Genomic DNA, 20,087 nt, shown 5'->3' with positions numbered 1-20,087 from the left:
TTTTTGATGTTTGGTTGCGGGAGCCGGATTTGAACCGACGACCTTCGGGTTATGAGCCCGACGAGCTACCAGACTGCTCCATCCCGCGTCTGTGTGGCGGCATTCTACAGGCGAACGACGAGGTGTCAACCGCTAATCCTGGAAAGGATCAAATAACTGCTAAATCGCGGCAAACGGTCGCAGGCGCGCGTTAAGTTTCGGAAATGCAAAGAAATCCTGTTTCTCCTCAACCCGCGTCGCACGACGCTGGCTGGACAAAACAGGCGCGCACAAAAAAGGCCACTCTTTCGAGTAGCCTTTTCTGATGTTTGGTTGCGGGAGCCGGATTTGAACCGACGACCTTCGGGTTATGAGCCCGACGAGCTACCAGACTGCTCCATCCCGCGTCTGTGTGGCGGCATTCTACAGAGGTTCACGAGTGTGTCAACCTTGAATCCGGATAAATCTGTTGAGGTTCAAGCGCTTAGCGTTTTTTTCGGGCGATTGATCGGCGTGCAGGGCAGGCGGCGCAAGGCTTTCAGCTCTATTGACCGCTGATCTCTGATTGAAAAAATGAATTCATCGGAAATCTCCTACGGTCGGAAAAGAACATTCAACCACTGGTGCTATATACAGGTGCCAATGAGATACTGCTGCTCCGGCTTGCCACGTTGTCTTTTTCCGACATGACCCAGCGAAAAATCATCCACATCGACTGTGACTGTTTCTACGCCGCCATCGAAATGCGCGATGACCCGCGTCTGGCCGGCAAGCCACTGGCGGTGGGTGGTTCGGCGGATCGGCGCGGGGTGATCGCCACCTGCAACTATGAAGCGCGGGCCTATGGTGTGCGCTCGGCGATGGCCTCCGGGCACGCGCTGAAGCTGTGCCCGGACCTGACCATCGTCAAGCCGCGCATGGATGCTTATCGGGAAGCGTCGAAAGAAATTCATACGATCTTTGCCGACTACACCGATCTGATCGAGCCGCTGTCGCTGGATGAGGCCTACCTGGATGTGTCCGACAGCGCACATTTCGGCGGCAGCGCCACGCGGATTGCCCAGGACATTCGCCGCCGGGTCTCCAATCAACTGCACATCACCGTTTCCGCTGGCGTCGCGCCGAACAAGTTTCTGGCGAAGATCGCCAGCGACTGGAAGAAACCCAACGGTCTGTTCGTGATCACTCCGGATCAGGTCGAGGATTTCGTCAGCGGTCTGCCGGTGAGCAAGCTGCACGGCGTCGGCAAAGTCACCGCCGACAAGCTCGGCAAGCTCGGCATCGTCGACTGCCAGCACCTGCGCGAATGGGGCAGGCTGGCGCTGGTGCGCGAATTTGGCAGTTTCGGCGAGCGCTTGTGGAATCTGGCGCGAGGCATCGATGACCGACTGGTGCATAACGACAGTCGTCGTCAGTCGATCAGCGTGGAAAACACCTACGACGTTGATCTTCCGGATTTGCGCGCCTGCCTCGACAAATTGCCCGAGCTGCTCGAGACCCTGAAAACCCGCATGGCGCGGATCGACAGCAGTTATCGACCCGGCAAGCCGTTCGTCAAAGTCAAATTTCATGACTTCACCCAGACCACGCTGGAACAGGCCGGGGCAGGGCGCGACCTGGGCAGCTATCAGTTGCTGCTGACGCAGGCGTTCAATCGCGGTGGCAAACCGGTGCGATTGTTGGGGGTGGGAGTAAGGCTGGAGGATTTGCGCGGCGGGTTTGAGCAGATGGAGTTGTTTGAGCGGTAGATCGTCAAAGCAAAAGATCGCAGCCTTCGGCAGCTCCTACACCGGGATGGTGCACACCCTGTAGGAGCTGCCGAAGGCTGCGATCTTTCAAGGCTTAATTCGGCCCCGGATCCGCAACCAGACGCCCGGCATCCTTGGCCAAAGACTTGAGAAACTCAGTCTGCAACTCGGGATCATTGCGGGTCAGTTCGATCAGGCTTTGTTCTAGTTCGCTGGCTTCCTCTTCCAGACCCAGTTCCGACAGGCGCTTGACCCGGTGCACCCACTGGCTCACCTCGTCATCTTCCAGATCGTCATAAATCAGCCCGTGCGCTTCCAGCAACTTGCCGCGCAGGTGACCGCTGAGCATCAGCGTCGAGTCGGAGTGCACGTCGTCCTTGGCGTCCTCGACACTGATCTGCAAGCGGCCGATATGATTGAGGTCATGTTCGGCGAACGGACTGTCGAGCAGATTCAAGCGCAGCACGCCGTTGCGGTCGGTAGTCATGTCGAACGTCTGCTTGCCGGCCTTCACCTGCACCGGCCGCTCGCTCCATGGCAGGCTCGAATACTCCGTGCGCTTGTCGCGCTGGACTTCGTCGATGCCCGCGAGGTTCTGCTGCGCGCGACCATTGGACTGCGCGTTCATGAACGGGTTAAGCCCGGCAAAACCGTAGCTCAGCCAATCCTTGGTGACGCTGTCCGGCAGGTTGCCGAGGGCGAACACGTTGACCACGTTCGCACCGACACCACCGACCACCGCCACCGCGCCCAGCGGAATCTCATAGACTTCGCGCCAGGGTTGGTAAGGCGTGTAGCGGTCGTAACGGCGGGTGACTTCGAACTCGGTGACTTCAAAAGTCTTCTGCTCGTTGATCTTCACGCGTCGCTGCGGCAGTTCGAGCACCTTGGGCTCGCCGACATCGATCTGCAGGCTGTGATCGAGCAACTTTCGCTCGACCCGCTCTTCGTGCTCGCTGCGTTGCGACATGTGATTGGCGCAGCCGCTGACCAGCAGGGCGCCACACAGGGCGGCGCCACCGAGGCCTAAGGTGTTTCGCTTGAACATGACGTCTCTATCTGGTTTCAGCGGCGGATACGGGCCTGAAGGAAGGACACAACATCGGCCACCGGCAGCGCTTGCGCCTCGCCTTCGGTGCGACTCTTGTATTCCAGGTTGCCTTCGGCGAGGCCGCGGTCGCTGACCACGATCCGGTGTGGAATGCCGATCAGCTCCATGTCCGCGAACTTGATGCCCGGGCTGGTTTTCTTGTCGCGATCGTCCAGCAGCACTTCGAAGCCGGCCGCCGTCAGTTCGGCATACAGCTTGTCGGTGGCTTCGCGCACCTGCTCGGTTTCATAGCGCAGCGGTACCAGAGCGATCTGGAATGGCGCCAGCGTGTCGCTCCAGATGATGCCGTTGGCGTCGTTGTTCTGCTCGATCGCTGCAGCCACCACGCGGGATACGCCAATGCCGTAGCAGCCCATTTCCAGGGTCACCGGCTTGCCGTTTTCGCCCAGCACTTCGCACTTCATCGCCTTGCTGTACTTGTTGCCCAGCTGGAAGATGTGCCCGACTTCGATGCCGCGCTTGATTTCCAGCGTGCCTTTGCCATCCGGGCTTGGGTCGCCAGCGACAACGTTGCGCAGGTCGGCAACGGTCGGAACCGGCAGATCACGCTCCCAGTTCACGCCGAAGTAATGCTTGTCATCGATGTTCGCGCCGATGCCAAAGTCGCTCATCATCGCGACCGAGCGATCGATGATGATCGGCAGCGGCAGGTTCAGCGGGCCGAGCGAACCGGCGCCGGCGCCGATCGCGTCGCGCAGTTCGGCATCGGAGGCCATGACCAGCGGGCTTGCAACGCCTGGCTGGTTGGCAGCCTTGATTTCGTTCAGTTCGTGGTCGCCACGGATCACCAGCGCGATCAGCTTGCCTTCTTCTTCGGCGTGGACGATCAGGGTCTTGATGGTCTTTTCAATCGGCAGATTGAATTTTTCCACCAGCGCCGCGATGGTTTTGGTGTCCGGTGTGTCGACCAGGCGCAGCTCTTCGGTCGGCGCAGGGCGCGAGGTTTCCCGTGGCACCGCTTCGGCTTTTTCGATGTTCGCCGCGTAGTCGGAACCGTTGCTGAAGACGATATCGTCTTCGCCGGATTCGGCCAGCACGTGGAATTCATGGGAGCCGGCGCCGCCGATCGAGCCGTTGTCGGCTTCAACCGGACGGAATTTCAGACCCAGGCGAGTGAACACGTTGCAGTACGCCTCGTGCATGCGGTCGTAGGTGACCTGCAGCGACGCCTGATCGGCGTGGAACGAGTAGGCATCCTTCATGATGAATTCGCGGCCGCGCATCAAACCGAAGCGTGGGCGGATTTCGTCACGGAATTTGGTCTGGATCTGGTACAGGTTGATTGGCAGCTGCTTGTAGCTGCTCAACTCGTTGCGCATCAGATCGGTGATCACTTCTTCGTGGGTCGGGCCCGCGCAGAAGTCGCGACCGTGGCGGTCTTTGATGCGCAGCAGCTCAGGGCCGTATTCTTCCCAGCGCCCCGATTCCTGCCACAGCTCGGCCGGTTGGGTGCTCGGCATCAACACTTCCAGAGAACCGGCGGCGTTCATCTCTTCGCGAACGATGGCTTCGACCTTGCGCATGACTCGCAGGCCCATCGGCAGCCAGGTGTACAGGCCCGAGGCAAGCTTGCGGATCATGCCGGCGCGCAGCATCAGCTGGTGGCTGATCACAACCGCGTCGGAAGGCGTTTCTTTTTGTGTGGCGAGCAAAAATTGACTGGTGCGCATGGTTGGCCGTTGTCGGTTGCTATGACTGGAAATGACGGAGCAGTGTACCGGCGAGTTTTGCTGACGTACAGAAGTGTGGCCGGCGGAGGACGCCAGCGGCGGGATTCCTCCTGCCACTGGCGACGCGTCCTACGATTCTTCGGTGACGGGCGTCGGTGCAGGCTCAGGCGTAGGTGTCGGGCCTTCGCGGCGGCGCTCCTGAAACCAGTGCAGCGCAATCAGCAGCAGCGTCGGCACGCCGAGCAGGGCGGTGATGAGGAAGAAGCTGTGATAACCGAATTTCTCGACCAGCACGCCGGAATAGCCGCCCATCAAGCGCGGCAGCAGCAACATGATCGAGCTGAGCAAAGCATATTGTGTGGCGGAGAACTTCAGGTTGGTCAGGCTCGACAGATAAGCGACGAACGCCGAAGTCGCCAGGCCCGAGCTGAAGTTGTCGAGGGAAATGGTCACCACCAGCATTTGCAGGTTCGGGCCCATGTCCGCGAGCATCACGAACAGCAGGTTGGTCGCCGCCGAAGCCACGCCGCCGATAAACAGGATCGGCAGAATACCGAAGCGCACGATCAACAGGCCGCCCATGCCGGCGCCGACGAGGGTCATGATCAGGCCGAAGATCTTGCTGACGCTGGCGATCTGATCCTTGGTGAAGCCCTGGTCGATGTAGAACACGTTGGCCATCACGCCCATCACCGTGTCGGACATGCGATAGGTGGCGATCAGGCCCAGCAGCAACAGCGCCTGCCAGCGGTAACGCAGAATGAAGTCATTGACCGGCGTCAGCACCGGCGCCAGTCCACGCCGGCCCATGGCCGACAGGCACATTCCCGTCAGCAGCGTATAGAGAATGGCGCGAAGGAACGCGCGATCTTCGAGCAGCAGGTCGAGCGGGCTCATGTCGCCGAACAGCACGCCAGCGAAATCAGTGTTGTACAGCTGGGTGAACATCGCCGGTACGGAAACCAGCAAAACGATCAGCACGAACACCGACATCAGTTGATGCATGAACGTGTAGCGCCCGGCCTGCAACTGCGTGCGCAGCGGCACCGGCGGCTCACGCATGAACAGCGTGGTCAGCAGCGCGGGCACCATCAATGCGCCGAACAGCACATAGGTGCCGGTCCACGCCGCGTGCTTATAGTTGAAACCGGTCGAGCCAAAACCTTCGGCGAAGAACAGCGCGCCAGCGGTGGCGAGCAGGGCGGCGACGCGGTAACCGGACATGTAGCTGGCGGCGAGGGCGGCCTGGCGGCTGTCATCGGCGATTTCCAGACGATAGGCGTCGACCGCGATGTCTTGCGTGGCTGAGGCAAAAGCGACGACCACGGCAATCGCGATCAGCCAGGACAAATGCTTCTGCGGATCACAGAACCCCATGCCGATCAGGCCGAGAATCACCAGTGCCTGGGACAGCACCAGCCAGGAACGGCGACGGCCGAGTTTGCCCAGCAACGGCAGGCGCCATTGGTCGAGCAGCGGTGACCAGACCCATTTGAACGCATAGGCCAGGCCGATCAGGCTGGCATAGCCGATGGTTTCACGGGCTACGCCCGCTTCACGCAGCCATACGGAGAGCGTCGAGAACACCAGCATGTACGGCAGGCCGGCGGCAAAACCGAGCAACAACAGCACGAGCGTCGAAGGACTGGCATAGGCGGCGAGCGCGGCGCGCCAGGTTTTACGGGGCATGGGCTGAAGTCTGCCTCAAAATTGCGAAAACAAAGCGCGCACTCTAACCGCTGTGCTCTACCGGACGCCAGCCATGGCGCCGAATATCCACACGATTGTTCTGGACGGTGATGCCTTCCATGCGCAATCGCGCACGTTGTTCGTCACCGGAAGGGCTGCCGACCGGCAGGCTGATGCGCCCACCGGCGCCGAGCACGCGGTGCCAGGGCAGCCTGGTGTCGCCGGGCAACTGGCTCAGGGTGCGCCCGACCCAGCGCGCGGCGCGGCCCAGTCCCGCCAGTTCGGCCAGCTGTCCATAACTGACGACTTTGCCTTCGGGCACTTGCGCGAGTGTCGAGTAGAGCGCCGTGCGTCGGATTTGCGCATCGTTTTCGACGCTGTCGAGCGGGTCTTTCACGTAAGCGGCTCCTGAGCATTGGCGTGACGATGGCGACAAGCGTAATCGCTCGGGGCGCAGTTGAGAAATGAACTCAATTGAAATAGTCCGGTCAGTCCTTGTCATGGGCAAAATCCTACGGATAATGCCGACCCTTTTCGCCAACTCTGAGCCCCCGGTCTGCTTATGTTCCCCAGAACCTTGTTGTGCCTTGCTGTTTTCAGCACGTCCACGCCCCTGCTTGCCGACACCGTCTGGTTGAAAAACGGCGACAAGCTGAGTGGCACTATCACGGTCTTCGACGGCGGCAAGCTGTTGATCCAGACCAAATACGCCGGTGCGGTGGCAATTGACTGGAAAGAGGTCAAGACCCTCGACAGCGATCAGCACTTGCTGGTGAAGCAGGACGCCTATGCCGGCGAAGTGTCGAAATCGCTCACGGCGGCCGACGACGGCAAAGTCACCCTGGCCAATGGCGAGGCGCCCAAGACAGTCGAGCTGGCGAGCATTCAGCAGATACTCAAACCCAAGCCGATCGTCACCGACCTGGTGTGGAAGGGCAACGTCGACCTGGCACTGGACTATCAGCGCGCCGAAAAGGACACCGACGACTACGATGTTGGCTTCAAGACTTCCGCTCGCCATGGTCGCTGGCGGCATATAGCCGAGGGCGAGTACAACCGCGAAGTGCAGGATGCGGAAACCACCACCAACAACTGGCGCGCCGAATATTCCCTCGACCGCTTCCTCACCGATCAGTGGTTCTGGCAGGGGCGCATCAACTACAAGCGTGATCACATCGAAGAGCTGGCGCGTCAGCGTGTGGTCGGTACTGGTCCGGGCTACCAGTTCTGGGACGACGAACTGGGCGCGTTCTCGCTGGGTTCGTTGCTCAACCGCACCGATTACGAGTACCGCGATGGCAGCAAGGACAACTTCTATTCCGTCGCGATGAAGTGGGACTACAACCGCTACCTGATCGGCAAGAAGGTCGAGTTCTTCACCAATGGCGAAGTCGGCAAGCCGTTGTCCGGCGTTGCCGATTACGCCCTGGATGCCGAAATGGGCCTGCGCTACAAGGTCACCGACTGGGCTTCGCTCAACCTCAAAGCCGAGCGCGACATCATCAGCGGCACCAACGATGCCGATTTGAACAAGACCCGTTATACCGCAGGGTTTGGCGTGGCCTGGTAACGAAGCAAAAGATCGCAGCCTTCGGCAGCCCCTACAGGGCGAGTATCAAATCCTGTATGAGCTGCCGAAGGCTGCGATCTTTTTTGCGCCAGGAAAAAACAGACGCCCACAAAAAAGCCCCGCTTTTAAGGGCGGGGCTCTTTTCTAAAGAAGCTACAAGTTAGATAACTTGTACTTCTTCAGCTTGCATGCCTTTCTGACCGCGGGTAGCGATGAAAGAAACCTGTTGGCCTTCTTTCAGGCTTTTGAAGCCGTCGGATTGGATAGCTTTGAAGTGAACGAACAGGTCGTCACCGGATTGTGGAGTGATGAAGCCGAAGCCTTTTTCATCGTTGAACCACTTAACGGTACCGGTTTGGCGATTAGACATGGTGTAACTCCTTGAACAAAGATAACTGCGACTCAGGAAGAACCCTGGCCGAGACTGAGTGCAAAGAGCAGGAAAAATTCTTGTAGATGGTTGGATCGAAATTCAACATATCGTGTAGAGATTCTCAGTGACACAAGCAACACAGTGACGCCACCTTAACCCTTTTTCCGGAACGTGCCAATGTTTCTTGCAAAGGATTCTGTGTTTTAGGGATCGGCGGTGCGACTGTTCGTCGCCACATCGCGTAAATACGGGGTGTTCGCCGAGAATTGCGTTGCGCACTTTGATCGCGGCGACGCGCCCGGTAAGATGCCGGACAGAATTTTTCCACCTCGCTATTCAGGACAAACCCGCCATGAGCATCAAATCGGACAAGTGGATTCGCCGCATGGCGCAGGAACACGGCATGATCGAACCGTTCGTCGAGCGCCAGATGCGCGGCAGCGACGACAGCCGGGTGATTTCCTACGGCGTGTCGAGCTACGGCTACGATGTGCGTTGCACCAACCACTTCAAGGTGTTCACCAACATCAACTCGGCGATCGTCGATCCGAAGAATTTCGACGCAGGCAGCTTTGTCGACATCCACAGCGATGTCTGCATCATCCCGCCGAACTCCTTCGCCCTGGCCAGCACCGTCGAGTATTTCCGTATTCCGCGCAACGTGCTGACCATCTGCCTCGGTAAAAGCACCTACGCGCGCTGCGGCATCATCGTCAACGTCACTCCGCTCGAACCTGAGTGGGAAGGTCACGTGACCCTGGAATTCTCCAACACCACCAACCTGCCGGCGAAAATCTACGCCAACGAAGGCGTGGCGCAGATGCTCTTCCTTGAATCCGACGAGGAATGTGAAGTTTCCTACAAGGATCGTGGCGGCAAGTACCAGGGCCAGCGTGGCGTGACCTTGCCGCGTACCTGATCGACCATCCGACGGATGTCGGGAATTCTTTGGCGGGCAGACACTCTATGGGGTGTACTGCCCGTTTTTGTTACACACAAATCCGGGCCTTCACTGAGGAGTGCCCTATGAAGATCGACCCGCGAATCAGCGCTGAACTGGCAAGGCTTGAGCCCAATCAGATAGGCGTCCTGGCCTGGTCGCTATTGGCGAATCCGTCGTTGAGCCTGAGCGGTGGCGTGCCTGGCCAGCCTGATCCCGATACTCCCAACGAACAACCAACCGAACCAGGTGAACCAACGCTGCCGGACGAACCGCCTCCGGCGCCTGTCGCCTGATCCACTGTCATGAGTATGGCCCGTCAGTCCGATCGATTTGCGATCTAACTGACGGGCCATATTTCGTTGTCGCCGATCACGAAGACTTTGCAACTGTCGTCGCGCTCGACCTGATAGCCGCCGGTAAACGCACCGAACGCCGGCATCAGGCTGATGCGCTCGCCCAACCTGAAACAGGCCAGGCGCAGGCTCTGCCGACCTTTGCCGTGCAATCGATAAACCGGATGCACGTGGCCCGCGAGCACGTGCCGCTCGGGATGCGGATCGGGCTCATGCTGCAGGGCGAACGGCCCGAGTAGCAGCGGCTCTGGCACTACGCGAATATTCAGCGAGGCCGGAGGGTCACCGGCGCGTTTGTCGTGGTTGCCGCGAATCAGTGTCATCGGCAGGTCGGCGTGCCGCGCGCGCCATTCTGCCAGCGCATTCAGTGTGGTGGGGACATGGGAGCCAGGCCCATGCAGGAAGTCCCCAAGGAAAATCAACTGGCGACACGGCAACCGCGCCAGCAACGCGTCGATTACCTCGATGTTGCTCGCCGTCGTGCCATGCGGCACTGGCTGGCCGAGGCTGCGATAGGCCGCCGCTTTGCCGAAATGCACATCGGCGATCAGCAACGCCTCCTGCGCGGGCCAGTACAGCGCTTTCTCCGGCAGCAACCACAACTCTTCGCCCGCCAGGCGCACCGGGTATGCGCTCACGATGATTTCCCGTTATCAGCGGTTTTTTCCAGGTCACCGACCATTCTTCTGATCCTGTCAGCCAGTTTTTCCGAACTCATGCTTTCGCGCATCCGCTCCACCAACAGCGGGAACCCCAATGGTGTAGGACGTTTAACCTGATGCACGTCCAGTTTCATCTGATTGATGCGCTCCAACGTCTGTTCCAGACGACGAATATCCAGTTCTTCACGTAAGACTTCTTCCCCGGCCTGGGCCAGCAGCAGGTTGTCGGCGTCGTATTGTTTGAACACCTGGAAAAACAAGCCGCTCGACGCCTGTACCTGGCGGGTGCTTTTTGGTGCGCCCGGATAGCCGGCGAACACTAGCCCGGCGATCCGCGCGATTTCACGGAAGCGGCGCAATGCCAGTTCGCCGGCATTGAGACTGGCCAGCACGTCGAGCAACAGGTCATCGGCATTGAACAGGTGTGCGTCGAGATGGGTGGCCCAGTCCACCGGCGTGGCGCTGAGCAATTCCAGGCCGTAGTCATTCACTGCGATCGAGAAGGTCACCGGTTGCCGCTGACTGACGCGCCACGCCAGCAAGCTTGCCAGTCCCAGATGCACCTGGCGCCCGGCGAATGGATAGAGGAAAAGGTGCCAGCCTTCGCGGGATTTCAGCACTTCGGCCAGGAGATTTTCCGTGGTGGGCAACCCAGACCAGCGTATCTGCGTTTCCAGCAACGGCCGCAGCGCGTGCATCTCCGGGCCGTTGAAATGACCTTGAGCGGCGGCGCTGAAACGCGCCACCACCGCTTCGGCCAGTTCGTTGGATAACGGCATGCGCCCGCCATTCCAGCGTGGCACGGCGGCTTTTTTCGCGGTGCTGCGTTTGACGTACGCGGTCATGTTTTCTACCCGCACCAGCTCCAGCAAGCGGCCGGCGAAGAGGAAACCATCGCCGGGTTTCAGTCGCGCGATAAAGCCTTCCTCGACGCTGCCCAGCTGTTTGCCGCCGCCGCCCTTGCTCCAGAATTTCAGGTTGATGCTCGCGTCGCTGACGATGGTGCCGATGCTCATGCGATGGCGCCGCGCCAGACGCGCATCCGGCACGCGCCAGACGCCGTGTTCGTCCGGCTCGACCCGGCGGTAATCCGGATACGCTGTAAGAGACATCCCGCCATGGCGTACGAATGCCAGCGCCCAGGCCCAATCCGCCGCTGTCAGGTCCCGATAGGCCCAGGCGCCGCGGACTTCTTCGTACAAGTCTTCAGGAATAAAGCCACCGCCAAGGGCCATGCTGACCAAATGCTGGACCAGTACATCCAGCGGCTTGTGCGGTGACAGCCGCGGCTCGATGCGCCGTTGCTCGACGGCATCGCGGGCGGCGACCGCTTCGATCAGTTCAAGGCTGTGGGTCGGCACCAGCGTCACCCGCGAGGTGCGCCCCGGCGCGTGGCCGGAGCGCCCGGCACGTTGCATCAAACGCGCGACGCCTTTTGCCGAGCCGATCTGCAGCACGCGCTCGACCGGAAGAAAATCCACGCCCAGATCCAGGCTCGAGGTGCACACCACGGCTTTCAATTGGCCATTTTTCAGCGCCTGTTCGACCCAGTCGCGGGTCTCACGGGACAGTGAGCTGTGGTGCAGCGCGATCAATCCGGCCCAGTCCGGCCGCGCTTCGAGCAGCGCCTGATACCAGATCTCCGATTGCGCGCGGGTGTTGGTGAACACCAGGCTGCTGGCGCAGGCGTCAAGTTCGGCCACCACTTGCGGGAGCATCTTCAGACCGATGTGCCCGGCCCACGGAAAACGCTCGGTGGCGGGTGGGAGCAAAGTGTCGACCTGCAGGGTTTTTTCGCTTTTGCCCTGAACACTCACGCCGCCGCCCTGTGGGATCAGCACTTGCTCGGCGTGGGATTGATTACCGAGGGTGGCGGAAACGCCCCAGACGATCAGTTCCGGCTGCCAGTGACGCAGGCGGGCGAGGGCCAGTTGCAGTTGCACGCCGCGTTTGTTGCCGAGCAATTCGTGCCATTCGTCAACGACGATCATGCGCAGGGTCGACAACGCCGTGCGCGCATCGGCGCGGGCGAGCAGCAGGGTCAGGCTTTCGGGTGTGGTGATCAGCGTGGTTGGCAGACGCCGGCCCTGACGGGCGCGTTCGCTGCTGCTGGTGTCGCCGGTGCGCAGGCCGATGGACCATGGAATCTGCAAATCATCGACCGGGCTTTGCAGCGCGCGGGCAGTGTCGGCGGCGAGGGCGCGCATCGGCGTGATCCACAGCACCGTCAGCGGTTCGGCCGGCGGTTTGCGTTTGCGTGGCGTGGCGACGGGCGGCTGCAAGCGGGCGAAGCGATTGAGCGCGGCAAACCACACCGCATAAGTTTTGCCGGCGCCGGTGCTGGCGTGGAGCAAGCCGGATTCGCCGTTTTTCACCGCCGCCCACACCTGTTTCTGAAAGGCGAACGGCTTCCAGTCGCGGGCGCTGAACCAGGTTTTTGCAAAGTCGGGGGATTTCGCCATGCCGGCTGCGTGCGCTCTGGAGGTGTTGTTTCAGAGACAGCGAAGCGGGGCGACAAGTTTAACTTTGTCGGTCGATGGAATTCCCCCTGTGGGAGCGAGCCTGCTCGCGAATGCGATTGCACATTCAACAATGATGTTGACTGATAAACCGCTTTCGCGAGCAGGCTCGCTCCCACACAGGGTCGGGTGCCAACCTTATTTAAGGTTACCGCTGAGGAACTGCTTCAGGCGTTCACTCTTGGGATTGCCCAGCACTTCCTCGGGCGCGCCTTCTTCTTCCACCAGACCCTGATGCAGAAACAGCACCTGATTCGACACCTTGCGCGCAAAACTCATCTCATGCGTCACCATGATCATCGTCCGGCCTTCTTCGGCCAGGCCCTGAATCACTTTCAACACTTCACCGACCAGTTCCGGATCGAGCGCCGAGGTCGGTTCGTCGAACAGCATGACTTCCGGTTCCATCGCCAGTGCCCGGGCGATCGCCACGCGCTGTTGCTGGCCGCCGGAGAGAAACGCCGGATATTGATCGGCCACCCGCGCCGGCAAGCCGACCTTGTCCAGATAACGCCGGGCGCGATCCTCGGCCTCCTGCTTGCTGCAACCCAGCACCCGGCGCGGCGCCATGGTGATGTTTTCCAGCACGGTCATGTGGCTCCACAGATTGAAATGCTGGAACACCATCGCCAGCCGTGTGCGCAGGCGTTGCAGTTCGTTGGCGTCGGCGACGTGCATGCCGTGGCGGTCAGTGACCATGCGGATCGCCTGGCCATCGAGGCTCATGGCGCCATCATTCGGTTGTTCGAGAAAATTGATGCAGCGCAAAAAGGTGCTTTTGCCCGAGCCGCTGGCGCCGATCAGGCTGATCACGTCGCCGGTTCTGGCCTTGAGCGAAACGCCTTTGAGCACCTGATGATCGCCATAGCTTTTGTGCAGGCCTTCAACGGTCAGTTTGTACATGGACGAGCATCCTCAAGGCGAAAGTAGGTAGCCGCTGCGATAGGCTTCGGCGCCCGCGACGTGGGCGATGACCATGCCGGCAGTGGCCATGCGCCGCAGCGAGCGCGCGTACAGCAGGCCGGCGGCGGTGCAATGAATGGGGGTGACCTTGTCGTGGATCGGGTCGATGACTTCGGCGATCTGCTGCCCGGCTTCCAGGTATTGACCGGGCGTGGCGCAGTACACCAGCAGGCCGCCGACGGGCGTCGTGACCGGTTCGACACCGGCCAGCGGCGTGGCCGGGTACGGCAGCGGCGGTTGCGGTTTGGTCTCGCCGACGATAGCGTCGAACTGGATCAGGTAATCGATCAATGCCTGACAATCGCGGCTGGCCAGCGGGTGATTGACGTCACCCTGGCCGCGCAATTCGACGGTCACCGAGAAACTGCCCAGGGGAATCTCGAAGTGCTCGCCGAAGCGCTCGCGCAATTGCCACCAGAGCAGGGTGAAGCATTCGTCGAAGGATTGGCCGCCGGAGTCGGTAGCGAGCAGGCTGGCCTGGGCTTCGATGTAGCGCGCCAAAGGTTCAACCTGCGGCCATGCCTCGGGCGTGGTGTACAGGTGCACCACCGATTCGAAGTCGCAGTGCAAATCCAGCACCATGTCGGCATCGCAGGCCAGGCGTTGCAGGGTCAGGCGCTGGGACTGCAGTTGCGTGGTTGGCGTCTGGCGGGCAAGGGCGTTGCGCAGGCTGGTGCGGATCAGTTCGAGGTTGTGCTGCGCATCGTCATTCAGTTGGCCTTCGATAGCGTTGCCGATTTCTTCGCTGAGGTCGACGAACCAGCGGTTGAAATTCTGCCCGCTCTCCAGTTCGTAACGGCCCAGCGGCACGTCCATCAGCACTTGTTCGAGGCCGACCGGGTTGGCCACTGGCACCAGGACGATTTCGCTACGCAGGCGGCCAGTGGCTTCCAGCTCGGCCAGACGCTGCTTGAGGTGCCAGGCGACCAGCATGCCCGGCAGTTCATCGGCGTGCAGCGAAGCTTGAATGTAAACCTTGCCCTTGGCCTGCTGTGGGCCGAAGTGGAAGCTGTGAATCTGCCGTGCGGTCCCCGGCAGCGGGGCCAGCAAGTCATGGATCTGGTGGCGCATTTTTCTCTCTTTATCTCTGAACCCGGTGCTAGTGAGTTGGCCCGAGGAAGGCCAGCCAGCGGCGTTCGGCGAGGCGGAACAGGCCGACCAGCGCAAAAGTGATGGTCAGGTAGATCAGCGCGGCGATGCCAAACGACTGGAAGGTCAGGAAGGTTGCCGAGTTGGCGTCCCGCGCGACTTTCAGAATATCCGGAATGGTCGCGGTGAATGCCACGGTGGTCGAGTGCAGCATCAGGATCACTTCGTTGCTGTAGTAAGGCAACGAACGGCGCAGGGCTGACGGCATGATCACGTACGCGTACAACTTCCAGCCGGTCAGGCCGTAGGCCTTGGCCGCTTCGACTTCGCCGTGGTTCATGCTGCGAATCGCCCCGGCGAAAATCTCCGTGGTGTACGCGCAGGTGTTGAGAGCGAAAGCGAGGATCGTGCAGTTCATCGCATCGCGAAAGAAGCTGTCGAGGATCGGCTGTTCGCGCACGGCGGCGAGGCTGTAGATGCCGGTGTAGCAGATCAGCAACTGGATATACAGCGGCGTGCCACGGAACAGGTAGGTGTAGAACTGCACCGGCCAGCGTATGTAGAAGTGCGGCGAAACCCGGGCGATCGACAGCGGAATCGAGACGATGAAGCCGATGCCGATCGAGGCGGTCAGCAGCCACATCGTCATCGCCAGCCCGGTGATGTTCTGGCCGTCGGTATAAAGGAAAGCTTTCCAGTATTCCTGCAGGAGTTCGATCATCGTACGGCCTCCCGGGCACCGGCGGCGTAGCGGCGTTCGAGCCAGCGCAGGATGAAGTTCGAAGCACTGGTGATCAGCAGATAGATCAAGGCGGCGAGAACCAGGAAGTAGAACAGTTGATAGGTGCTTTTACCGGCATCCTGGGCGGCCTTGACCAGATCGGCCAGGCCAATGATCGACACCAGCGCGGTGGCCTTGAGCATGACCATCCAGTTGTTGCCGATGCCCGGCAGGGCGAAGCGCATCATCTGCGGAAACACCACGAAGCGAAACCGCTGGCCGCGTTTGAGGCCATAGGCGGTGGCGGCTTCGACCTGACCTCGCGGCACCGCGAGGATCGCGCCACGAAAGGTCTCGGTGAAATACGCGCCATAAATGAAGCCCAGCGTCAGCACGCCAGCGCTGAACGGGTCGATCTCGATGTATTCCCATTCCATGTAGTCGGTCAGCGAGGTCAACCAGGTTTGCAGGCTGTAGAAGATCAACAGCATCAGCACCAGGTCCGGCACGCCGCGAATCAGGGTGGTGTAGAGCTGCGCGGGCAGGCGCACCAGTTTGACTTTCGACAGTTTGGCACTGGCGCCGAGCAGGCCGAGCAACACGGCCACCAGCAGCGACATCGCCGATAATTTGATGGTCATCCAGGTGCCTTGCAGCAGCAACGGGCCGAAGCCCTGCAGACTGAACGAGGCCAGCCCCAGATTTTGCAGGAGGGTTTCAAACATAAATCAGCAACCTGAGCGGATGGAAAAGGCGCCCATCGAGGATGGGCGCCGGGGCATTATTTGCCGCTGTACAGATTCAGGTCGCCAAAGTGTTTCTTTTGAATCTCGGCGTATTTGCCGTCGTCGTGTAACGCTTTGATACCTTTATCCAAAAGCGCCTTCAGCTCAGTGTTACCTTTCTTGATACCGACAGCCGTCTTGGCGGGCAGCAATTCGCTGTCGACAGGCTGGCTGATTTCGTAATCGGCGCCTTTCGGCGACTTCAGAAAGCCCAGTTCGGCTTGCAGCATGTCCTGGATACCAGCATCGAGACGGCCGGAAGTCAGGTCGGAATACACCTGATCCTGGTTCTGATAGGCCTGGGTTTTCACGCCGGCCTTGTCCAGCACGGCTTTGGCGTAGGCTTCCTGAATGGTGCCTTGCTCATAGCCAACGGTTTTGCCCTTGAGCGAAGCGACGTCGGCGGTGATGCCGGAGCCCTTTTTGAATACGTAAGCGGTCGGGCCGGAAAACAGCTCGCTGGAGAAGTCGATGACCTTCTCGCGGGCCGGGGTCACGGTCATCGACGAGATCACACCGTCGAACTTGTTGGCCTTGAGGCCCGGAATCATGCCGTCGAAATCGCTTTCGACCCACTTGCACTTGACCTTCAGTTCGGCGCAGATCGCGTTGCCCAGGTCGATATCGAACCCGACCAGGCTGCCGTCGGCCGCTTTCGACTCGAACGGTGCGTACGAAGGGTCAACGCCAAAGCGCAGCTCTTTGTATTCCTTGGCCAGCGCCGAGCCGGCGGCCATGCACAACGCCAGTGCAGAAAGGGTCAGCAATGCTTTTTTCATTATTCAATCCCTAAGAACCAATATGAGCGCTTGTGGCGCAGAATTAATGTTACTGCAACGCTTACGACCTATAGAAAGTAGCAATTTCCGAACCAGAGTGCCGAACAGGTGTTTTAAAAGGTTGTAGCACAGGGGCAGGAGAGTATTTGGTGCGGCGGGAAGGTTGACTGAAAATTTCTGCACTGTTTTGGCGCCCGGATGACTGATCGTTCCCACGCAGAGCGTGGGAACGATCCATTGCGTCCAGCGTTGTCTGGGATATGGATTACGCCAACAGGTCTTGCAGGGTAGCGAGGCTGTCGGCTTCTTCGACGGTCTTGTCCTTGCGCCAGCGCAGCATGCGCGGGAAACGCACGGCGATGCCGCTCTTGTGGCGGCGCGACAGGGCGATGCCCTCGAAGCCCAGTTCGAATACCAGACTCGGTTTCACGCTGCTCACCGGGCCGAATTTCTCCACCGTGGTCTTGCGCACGATGCTGTCGACCTGGCGCATCTCTTCATCGGTCAGCCCCGAATAGGCCTTGGCGAACGGCACCAGCGAGCGTTGGCTGGATTCGGGCGGGCCATCCCACACGGCGAAGGTGTAATCGCTGTACAGACTGGCGCGGCGGCCATGTCCGCGCTGAGCGTAAATCAGCACGGCGTCGACGCTGAAAGGATCGACCTTCCACTTCCACCACACGCCCATGTCCTTGGTCCGACCAACCCCATACAAGGAATCGCGCGCCTTGAGCATCATGCCTTCGACGCCGAGTTTGCGTGACGCCTCGCGCTGGCGGCCGAGGTCGAGCCAGTCTTCGCCGGTGAGTACAGGGGAGGGCAGCAGCACCGGGCTGTTGCAGCGCGCGATCACTTCCTCGAGTTGCGTACGGCGTTTGACCTGCGGCTGATTGCGCCAGTCCTCGCCCTGCCATTCCAGCAGGTCGTAGGCGAGCACCACCACCGGCACTTCTTCAAGAATCTTCTTGTCCAGCGTCTTGCGACCGATGCGCTGTTGCAGCAGGGCGAACGGTTGCACCGCTGGCGGCTCATCGGATTGCGGATCGAAGGCGTCTTCGGTGGTCGGATGGGTGCTCTTCCACACGACGATTTCACCGTCGATCACCGTGCCATCGGGCAAGCCGTGCACCAGCACATCGAATTCGGGGAAGCGCTCGGTCACCAGTTCCTCGCCGCGCGACCACACCCACAGCTTGCCGTCGCGTTTGACCACTTGCGCACGGATGCCGTCCCACTTCCATTCCACCTGCCAGTCGCTGGCCGGACCGAGCAGGGCTTCGAATTCCTCGACCGGTTGCGCCAAGGCGTGGGCGAGAAAGAACGGGTAGGGCTGACCGCCGCGCTGGGCGTGTTCGTCAGCCGATTCAGGAGCGATGAGTTTCAGGTAACTCGCGGCGTTCGGCCGGTTCGACAGATCGGTATACCCGACCAGACGCTGGGCCACGCGTTTGCTGTCCAGTCCCGCCATTGAGGCGAGGGCGCGGGTGACCAGCAACTTCGACACGCCGACGCGGAAGCTGCCAGTGATCAGCTTGATACACAGCATCAGGCTCGGCCGATCCAGCTGTGCCCAAAACATCGGCAGTTGCCGCGCCAGATACTCCGGCGTTTCACCGCGCAATGGCAGCAGCTTGTCTTCGATCCATTCGGCTAGACCGGCCTCGGAGCTGTGCGAATTTTCCGGTAGCACCAAGGAAATCGTCTCGGCCAGATCGCCGACGGCCTGATAGCTTTCTTCGAACAACCACGGCTCCAACCCCGAAACTTCCACCGCGAGTTCACGGAGGATGCGCACCGGCACCAGCTGGCGCGGCCGACCCCCGGAGAGGAAATACACTGCCCATGCGGCATCTTCCGGCGCGGCCTGCGCGAAGTAGGCCTGCATTGCCGCCAGCTTGGCGTTGCTCGACGTGGTCGCATCGAGTTCGGCATATAACTCGGCGAAGGCTTTCATGGGGAAGTCTCGGCAACGGTGGGTTCGACGGCGATGTCTTCTTCGTCATCGCCGTATTCGGTGGTGAAGCCTTGGGCATCGAGGCCCTGTTCGCGCAAATGGCGCACGAGCACGCCGATCGAGCCGTGGGTGACCATCACCCGTTCTGCGCCGGTCTGGTTGATCGCCCAGAGCAGACCGGGCCAGTCGGCGTGATCGGACAGCACGAAACCGCGATCGACGCCGCGCCGCCGCCGGGTACCACGCAGGCGCATCCAGCCGCTGGCAAAGGCATCGCTGAAATCGCCGAAACGGCGCATCCACGTGCTGCCGCCCGCCGACGGCGGAGCGATGACCAGCGCCTGACGCATGATCGGATCGCTTTTTTTCACGTCACCGGCGTAAAGCGTCGGCGGCAGGTACACGCCAGCGTCGCGGTAGACGCGGTTCAACGGTTCGACCGCACCGTGGCTGAGGATCGGCCCGAGGGTTTCGTCGATGCCGTGGAGAATCCGCTGGGCCTTGCCGAAGGAATAGCAAAACAGCACGCTGGCCTTGCCGGAGGCGATATTGGCCGCCCACCACTGATTGATCTCATCAAAGATCTGCGCCTGCGGCTGCCAGCGATAGATCGGCAGGCCGAAGGTCGATTCGGTGATGAAAGTGTGGCAGCGCACCGGTTCGAATGGGGTGCAGGTGCCATCCGGCTCAACCTTGTAATCGCCCGATGCGACCCAGACTTCGCCGCCGTATTCCAGACGCACCTGCGCCGAACCGAGGACATGCCCGGCGGGGTGAAAGCTCAGGGTGACGCCGTGGTGGGTCAGGCGCTGGCCGTAGTCGAGGGTTTGCAACTGGATATCCTGACCCAGACGCGCACGCAGAATCCCGGCGCTGGCGCTGCTCGACAGATAATGCTGGTTGCCGGTGCGCGCGTGATCACCATGGGCATGGGTGATCACCGAACGCTCGACCGGCCGCCACGGATCGATATAGAAATCCCCGGCGGGGCAGTAGAGACCTTCAGGTCGGGCGATAACAAGATCCATGTCGTGACCGGAATGGGGGGCTTGTTAGCTATGAGGCGGGCGTGAGGCTGGAAGTTCGATCGGCTTTGAAGCGCTACCCTCACCCCAGCCCTCTCCCGGAGGGAGAGGGCTGGGGTGAGGTGTATAGCGAGTGATATCGACCTGAAAAACC

18 protein-coding genes and 2 tRNA genes are annotated in these 20,087 nt (G+C 60.6%); 4 read left to right on the top strand and 16 right to left on the bottom strand.

Going from position 1 to position 20,087, the window contains the following annotated elements; genetic code table 11:
- Positions 1–11: 11 nt before the first annotated feature.
- Positions 12–88 (bottom strand) — tRNA-Met (locus AC0Z4S_RS11170).
- 221 nt (positions 89–309) lie between these two features.
- Positions 310–386, bottom strand: a tRNA-Met gene (locus AC0Z4S_RS11165).
- Between the two features lie 279 nt (positions 387–665).
- Here AC0Z4S_RS11165 and dinB point away from each other — a divergent pair.
- On the top strand, positions 666–1,727 hold the full coding sequence (gene dinB / locus AC0Z4S_RS11160) for a DNA polymerase IV (RefSeq protein WP_253499754.1): 1,062 nt from the start codon (positions 666–668) through the stop codon (positions 1,725–1,727).
- A gap of 94 nt (positions 1,728–1,821) precedes the next feature.
- Here the strand turns inward: dinB and AC0Z4S_RS11155 are convergent, their stop codons facing one another.
- The 4 genes from AC0Z4S_RS11155 to AC0Z4S_RS11140 all read right to left on the bottom strand — a co-directional run bounded on the left by AC0Z4S_RS11155 (position 1,822) and on the right by AC0Z4S_RS11140 (position 6,594).
- Positions 1,822–2,775, bottom strand: coding sequence for a hypothetical protein (locus AC0Z4S_RS11155; protein ID WP_042608242.1), 954 nt, complete (start codon positions 2,773–2,775; stop codon positions 1,822–1,824).
- A gap of 17 nt (positions 2,776–2,792) precedes the next feature.
- The gene (locus AC0Z4S_RS11150) at positions 2,793–4,508 is read right to left on the bottom strand and encodes a proline--tRNA ligase (protein WP_400500105.1); all 1,716 of its coding nucleotides are present in this window, start codon (positions 4,506–4,508) and stop codon (positions 2,793–2,795) included.
- A gap of 129 nt (positions 4,509–4,637) precedes the next feature.
- Positions 4,638–6,197 (bottom strand): AmpG family muropeptide MFS transporter, encoded by a 1,560-nt coding sequence (locus tag AC0Z4S_RS11145; protein ID WP_065615256.1) that lies wholly within the window; start codon positions 6,195–6,197, stop codon positions 4,638–4,640.
- 43 nt (positions 6,198–6,240) lie between these two features.
- Positions 6,241–6,594 carry an MGMT family protein gene (locus AC0Z4S_RS11140; RefSeq protein ID WP_071174585.1) on the bottom strand — a complete coding sequence of 118 codons (354 nt, stop codon included), beginning with the start codon at positions 6,592–6,594 and terminating at the stop codon, positions 6,241–6,243.
- A 165-nt stretch (positions 6,595–6,759) separates the two neighbouring features.
- On the opposite strand from AC0Z4S_RS11140, the gene AC0Z4S_RS11135 reads away from it, so the two are divergent.
- Positions 6,760–7,767, top strand: coding sequence for a DUF481 domain-containing protein (locus tag AC0Z4S_RS11135; protein ID WP_485623012.1), 1,008 nt, complete (start codon positions 6,760–6,762; stop codon positions 7,765–7,767).
- Between the two features lie 160 nt (positions 7,768–7,927).
- Here AC0Z4S_RS11135 and AC0Z4S_RS11130 read toward each other — a convergent pair whose 3' ends face one another.
- On the bottom strand, positions 7,928–8,137 hold the full coding sequence (locus AC0Z4S_RS11130; RefSeq protein WP_002554837.1) for a cold-shock protein: 210 nt from the start codon (positions 8,135–8,137) through the stop codon (positions 7,928–7,930).
- Positions 8,138–8,492: 355 nt separating this feature from the next.
- Between AC0Z4S_RS11130 and dcd the strand changes: the two genes are divergently transcribed.
- Together dcd and AC0Z4S_RS11120 are read left to right on the top strand one after the other, a co-directional pair.
- Positions 8,493–9,059, top strand: coding sequence for a dCTP deaminase (gene dcd / locus AC0Z4S_RS11125; protein WP_007940589.1), 567 nt, complete (start codon positions 8,493–8,495; stop codon positions 9,057–9,059).
- Positions 9,060–9,166: 107 nt separating this feature from the next.
- A complete protein-coding gene (locus AC0Z4S_RS11120; protein ID WP_016771389.1) occupies positions 9,167–9,376 on the top strand; it encodes a hypothetical protein in 210 nt (69 codons plus the stop codon).
- Positions 9,377–9,420: 44 nt separating this feature from the next.
- Here the strand turns inward: AC0Z4S_RS11120 and pdeM are convergent, their stop codons facing one another.
- The 9 genes from pdeM to AC0Z4S_RS11075 all read right to left on the bottom strand — a co-directional run bounded on the left by pdeM (position 9,421) and on the right by AC0Z4S_RS11075 (position 19,936).
- Positions 9,421–10,077: a ligase-associated DNA damage response endonuclease PdeM gene (pdeM, locus tag AC0Z4S_RS11115; protein WP_485623126.1), complete on the bottom strand. Its 657-nt coding sequence runs from the start codon at positions 10,075–10,077 to the stop codon at positions 9,421–9,423.
- Positions 10,071–12,560: a ligase-associated DNA damage response DEXH box helicase gene (locus AC0Z4S_RS11110; protein WP_485623011.1), complete on the bottom strand. Its 2,490-nt coding sequence runs from the start codon at positions 12,558–12,560 to the stop codon at positions 10,071–10,073. Before AC0Z4S_RS11110 ends, pdeM begins: the two co-directional genes overlap by 7 nt.
- Before the next feature lie 195 nt (positions 12,561–12,755).
- Positions 12,756–13,520: an ABC transporter ATP-binding protein gene (locus AC0Z4S_RS11105; RefSeq protein WP_042608235.1), complete on the bottom strand. Its 765-nt coding sequence runs from the start codon at positions 13,518–13,520 to the stop codon at positions 12,756–12,758.
- Positions 13,521–13,532: 12 nt separating this feature from the next.
- Positions 13,533–14,651 carry a succinylglutamate desuccinylase/aspartoacylase family protein gene (locus AC0Z4S_RS11100; RefSeq protein ID WP_253499772.1) on the bottom strand — a complete coding sequence of 373 codons (1,119 nt, stop codon included), beginning with the start codon at positions 14,649–14,651 and terminating at the stop codon, positions 13,533–13,535.
- A 28-nt stretch (positions 14,652–14,679) separates the two neighbouring features.
- Positions 14,680–15,390: an ABC transporter permease gene (locus AC0Z4S_RS11095; protein WP_042608233.1), complete on the bottom strand. Its 711-nt coding sequence runs from the start codon at positions 15,388–15,390 to the stop codon at positions 14,680–14,682.
- Positions 15,387–16,115: an ABC transporter permease gene (locus tag AC0Z4S_RS11090; protein ID WP_016771383.1), complete on the bottom strand. Its 729-nt coding sequence runs from the start codon at positions 16,113–16,115 to the stop codon at positions 15,387–15,389. The genes AC0Z4S_RS11095 and AC0Z4S_RS11090 overlap by 4 nt, the downstream gene beginning before the upstream one ends.
- A gap of 56 nt (positions 16,116–16,171) precedes the next feature.
- Entirely contained in the window at positions 16,172–16,954 is a 783-nt protein-coding gene (locus AC0Z4S_RS11085; protein ID WP_042608231.1) for a transporter substrate-binding domain-containing protein, read from the bottom strand.
- Between the two features lie 265 nt (positions 16,955–17,219).
- A complete protein-coding gene (locus tag AC0Z4S_RS11080; protein ID WP_485623009.1) occupies positions 17,220–18,908 on the bottom strand; it encodes an ATP-dependent DNA ligase in 1,689 nt (562 codons plus the stop codon).
- Positions 18,905–19,936: a ligase-associated DNA damage response exonuclease gene (locus tag AC0Z4S_RS11075; RefSeq protein WP_485623007.1), complete on the bottom strand. Its 1,032-nt coding sequence runs from the start codon at positions 19,934–19,936 to the stop codon at positions 18,905–18,907. The genes AC0Z4S_RS11080 and AC0Z4S_RS11075 overlap by 4 nt, the downstream gene beginning before the upstream one ends.
- Between the last annotated feature and the right edge of the window lie 151 nt (positions 19,937–20,087).

The organism is Pseudomonas sp. 1L-B-1-E-C1, assembly GCF_057291835.1.
Note: the sequence above shows the minus strand (reverse complement) of the source record. Positions and strands in the feature narration are given on the sequence as shown.

Excerpts from the sequence above, each read along its gene's own strand:
- dinB (WP_253499754.1), top strand. The coding sequence starts at position 666 with ATGACCCAGCGAAAAATCATCCACATCGACTGTGACTGTTTCTACGCC.
- AC0Z4S_RS11155 (WP_042608242.1), bottom strand. The coding sequence starts at position 2,775 with ATGTTCAAGCGAAACACCTTAGGCCTCGGTGGCGCCGCCCTGTGTGGC.
- AC0Z4S_RS11150 (WP_400500105.1), bottom strand. The coding sequence starts at position 4,508 with ATGCGCACCAGTCAATTTTTGCTCGCCACACAAAAAGAAACGCCTTCC.
- AC0Z4S_RS11145 (WP_065615256.1), bottom strand. The coding sequence starts at position 6,197 with ATGCCCCGTAAAACCTGGCGCGCCGCGCTCGCCGCCTATGCCAGTCCT.
- AC0Z4S_RS11135 (WP_485623012.1), top strand. The coding sequence starts at position 6,760 with ATGTTCCCCAGAACCTTGTTGTGCCTTGCTGTTTTCAGCACGTCCACG.
- AC0Z4S_RS11130 (WP_002554837.1), bottom strand. The coding sequence starts at position 8,137 with ATGTCTAATCGCCAAACCGGTACCGTTAAGTGGTTCAACGATGAAAAA.
- dcd (WP_007940589.1), top strand. The coding sequence starts at position 8,493 with ATGAGCATCAAATCGGACAAGTGGATTCGCCGCATGGCGCAGGAACAC.
- AC0Z4S_RS11120 (WP_016771389.1), top strand. The coding sequence starts at position 9,167 with ATGAAGATCGACCCGCGAATCAGCGCTGAACTGGCAAGGCTTGAGCCC.
- AC0Z4S_RS11110 (WP_485623011.1), bottom strand. The coding sequence starts at position 12,560 with ATGGCGAAATCCCCCGACTTTGCAAAAACCTGGTTCAGCGCCCGCGAC.
- AC0Z4S_RS11105 (WP_042608235.1), bottom strand. The coding sequence starts at position 13,520 with ATGTACAAACTGACCGTTGAAGGCCTGCACAAAAGCTATGGCGATCAT.
- AC0Z4S_RS11100 (WP_253499772.1), bottom strand. The coding sequence starts at position 14,651 with ATGCGCCACCAGATCCATGACTTGCTGGCCCCGCTGCCGGGGACCGCA.
- AC0Z4S_RS11095 (WP_042608233.1), bottom strand. The coding sequence starts at position 15,390 with ATGATCGAACTCCTGCAGGAATACTGGAAAGCTTTCCTTTATACCGAC.
- AC0Z4S_RS11090 (WP_016771383.1), bottom strand. The coding sequence starts at position 16,115 with ATGTTTGAAACCCTCCTGCAAAATCTGGGGCTGGCCTCGTTCAGTCTG.
- AC0Z4S_RS11085 (WP_042608231.1), bottom strand. The coding sequence starts at position 16,954 with ATGAAAAAAGCATTGCTGACCCTTTCTGCACTGGCGTTGTGCATGGCC.
- AC0Z4S_RS11080 (WP_485623009.1), bottom strand. The coding sequence starts at position 18,908 with ATGAAAGCCTTCGCCGAGTTATATGCCGAACTCGATGCGACCACGTCG.
- AC0Z4S_RS11075 (WP_485623007.1), bottom strand. The coding sequence starts at position 19,936 with ATGGATCTTGTTATCGCCCGACCTGAAGGTCTCTACTGCCCCGCCGGG.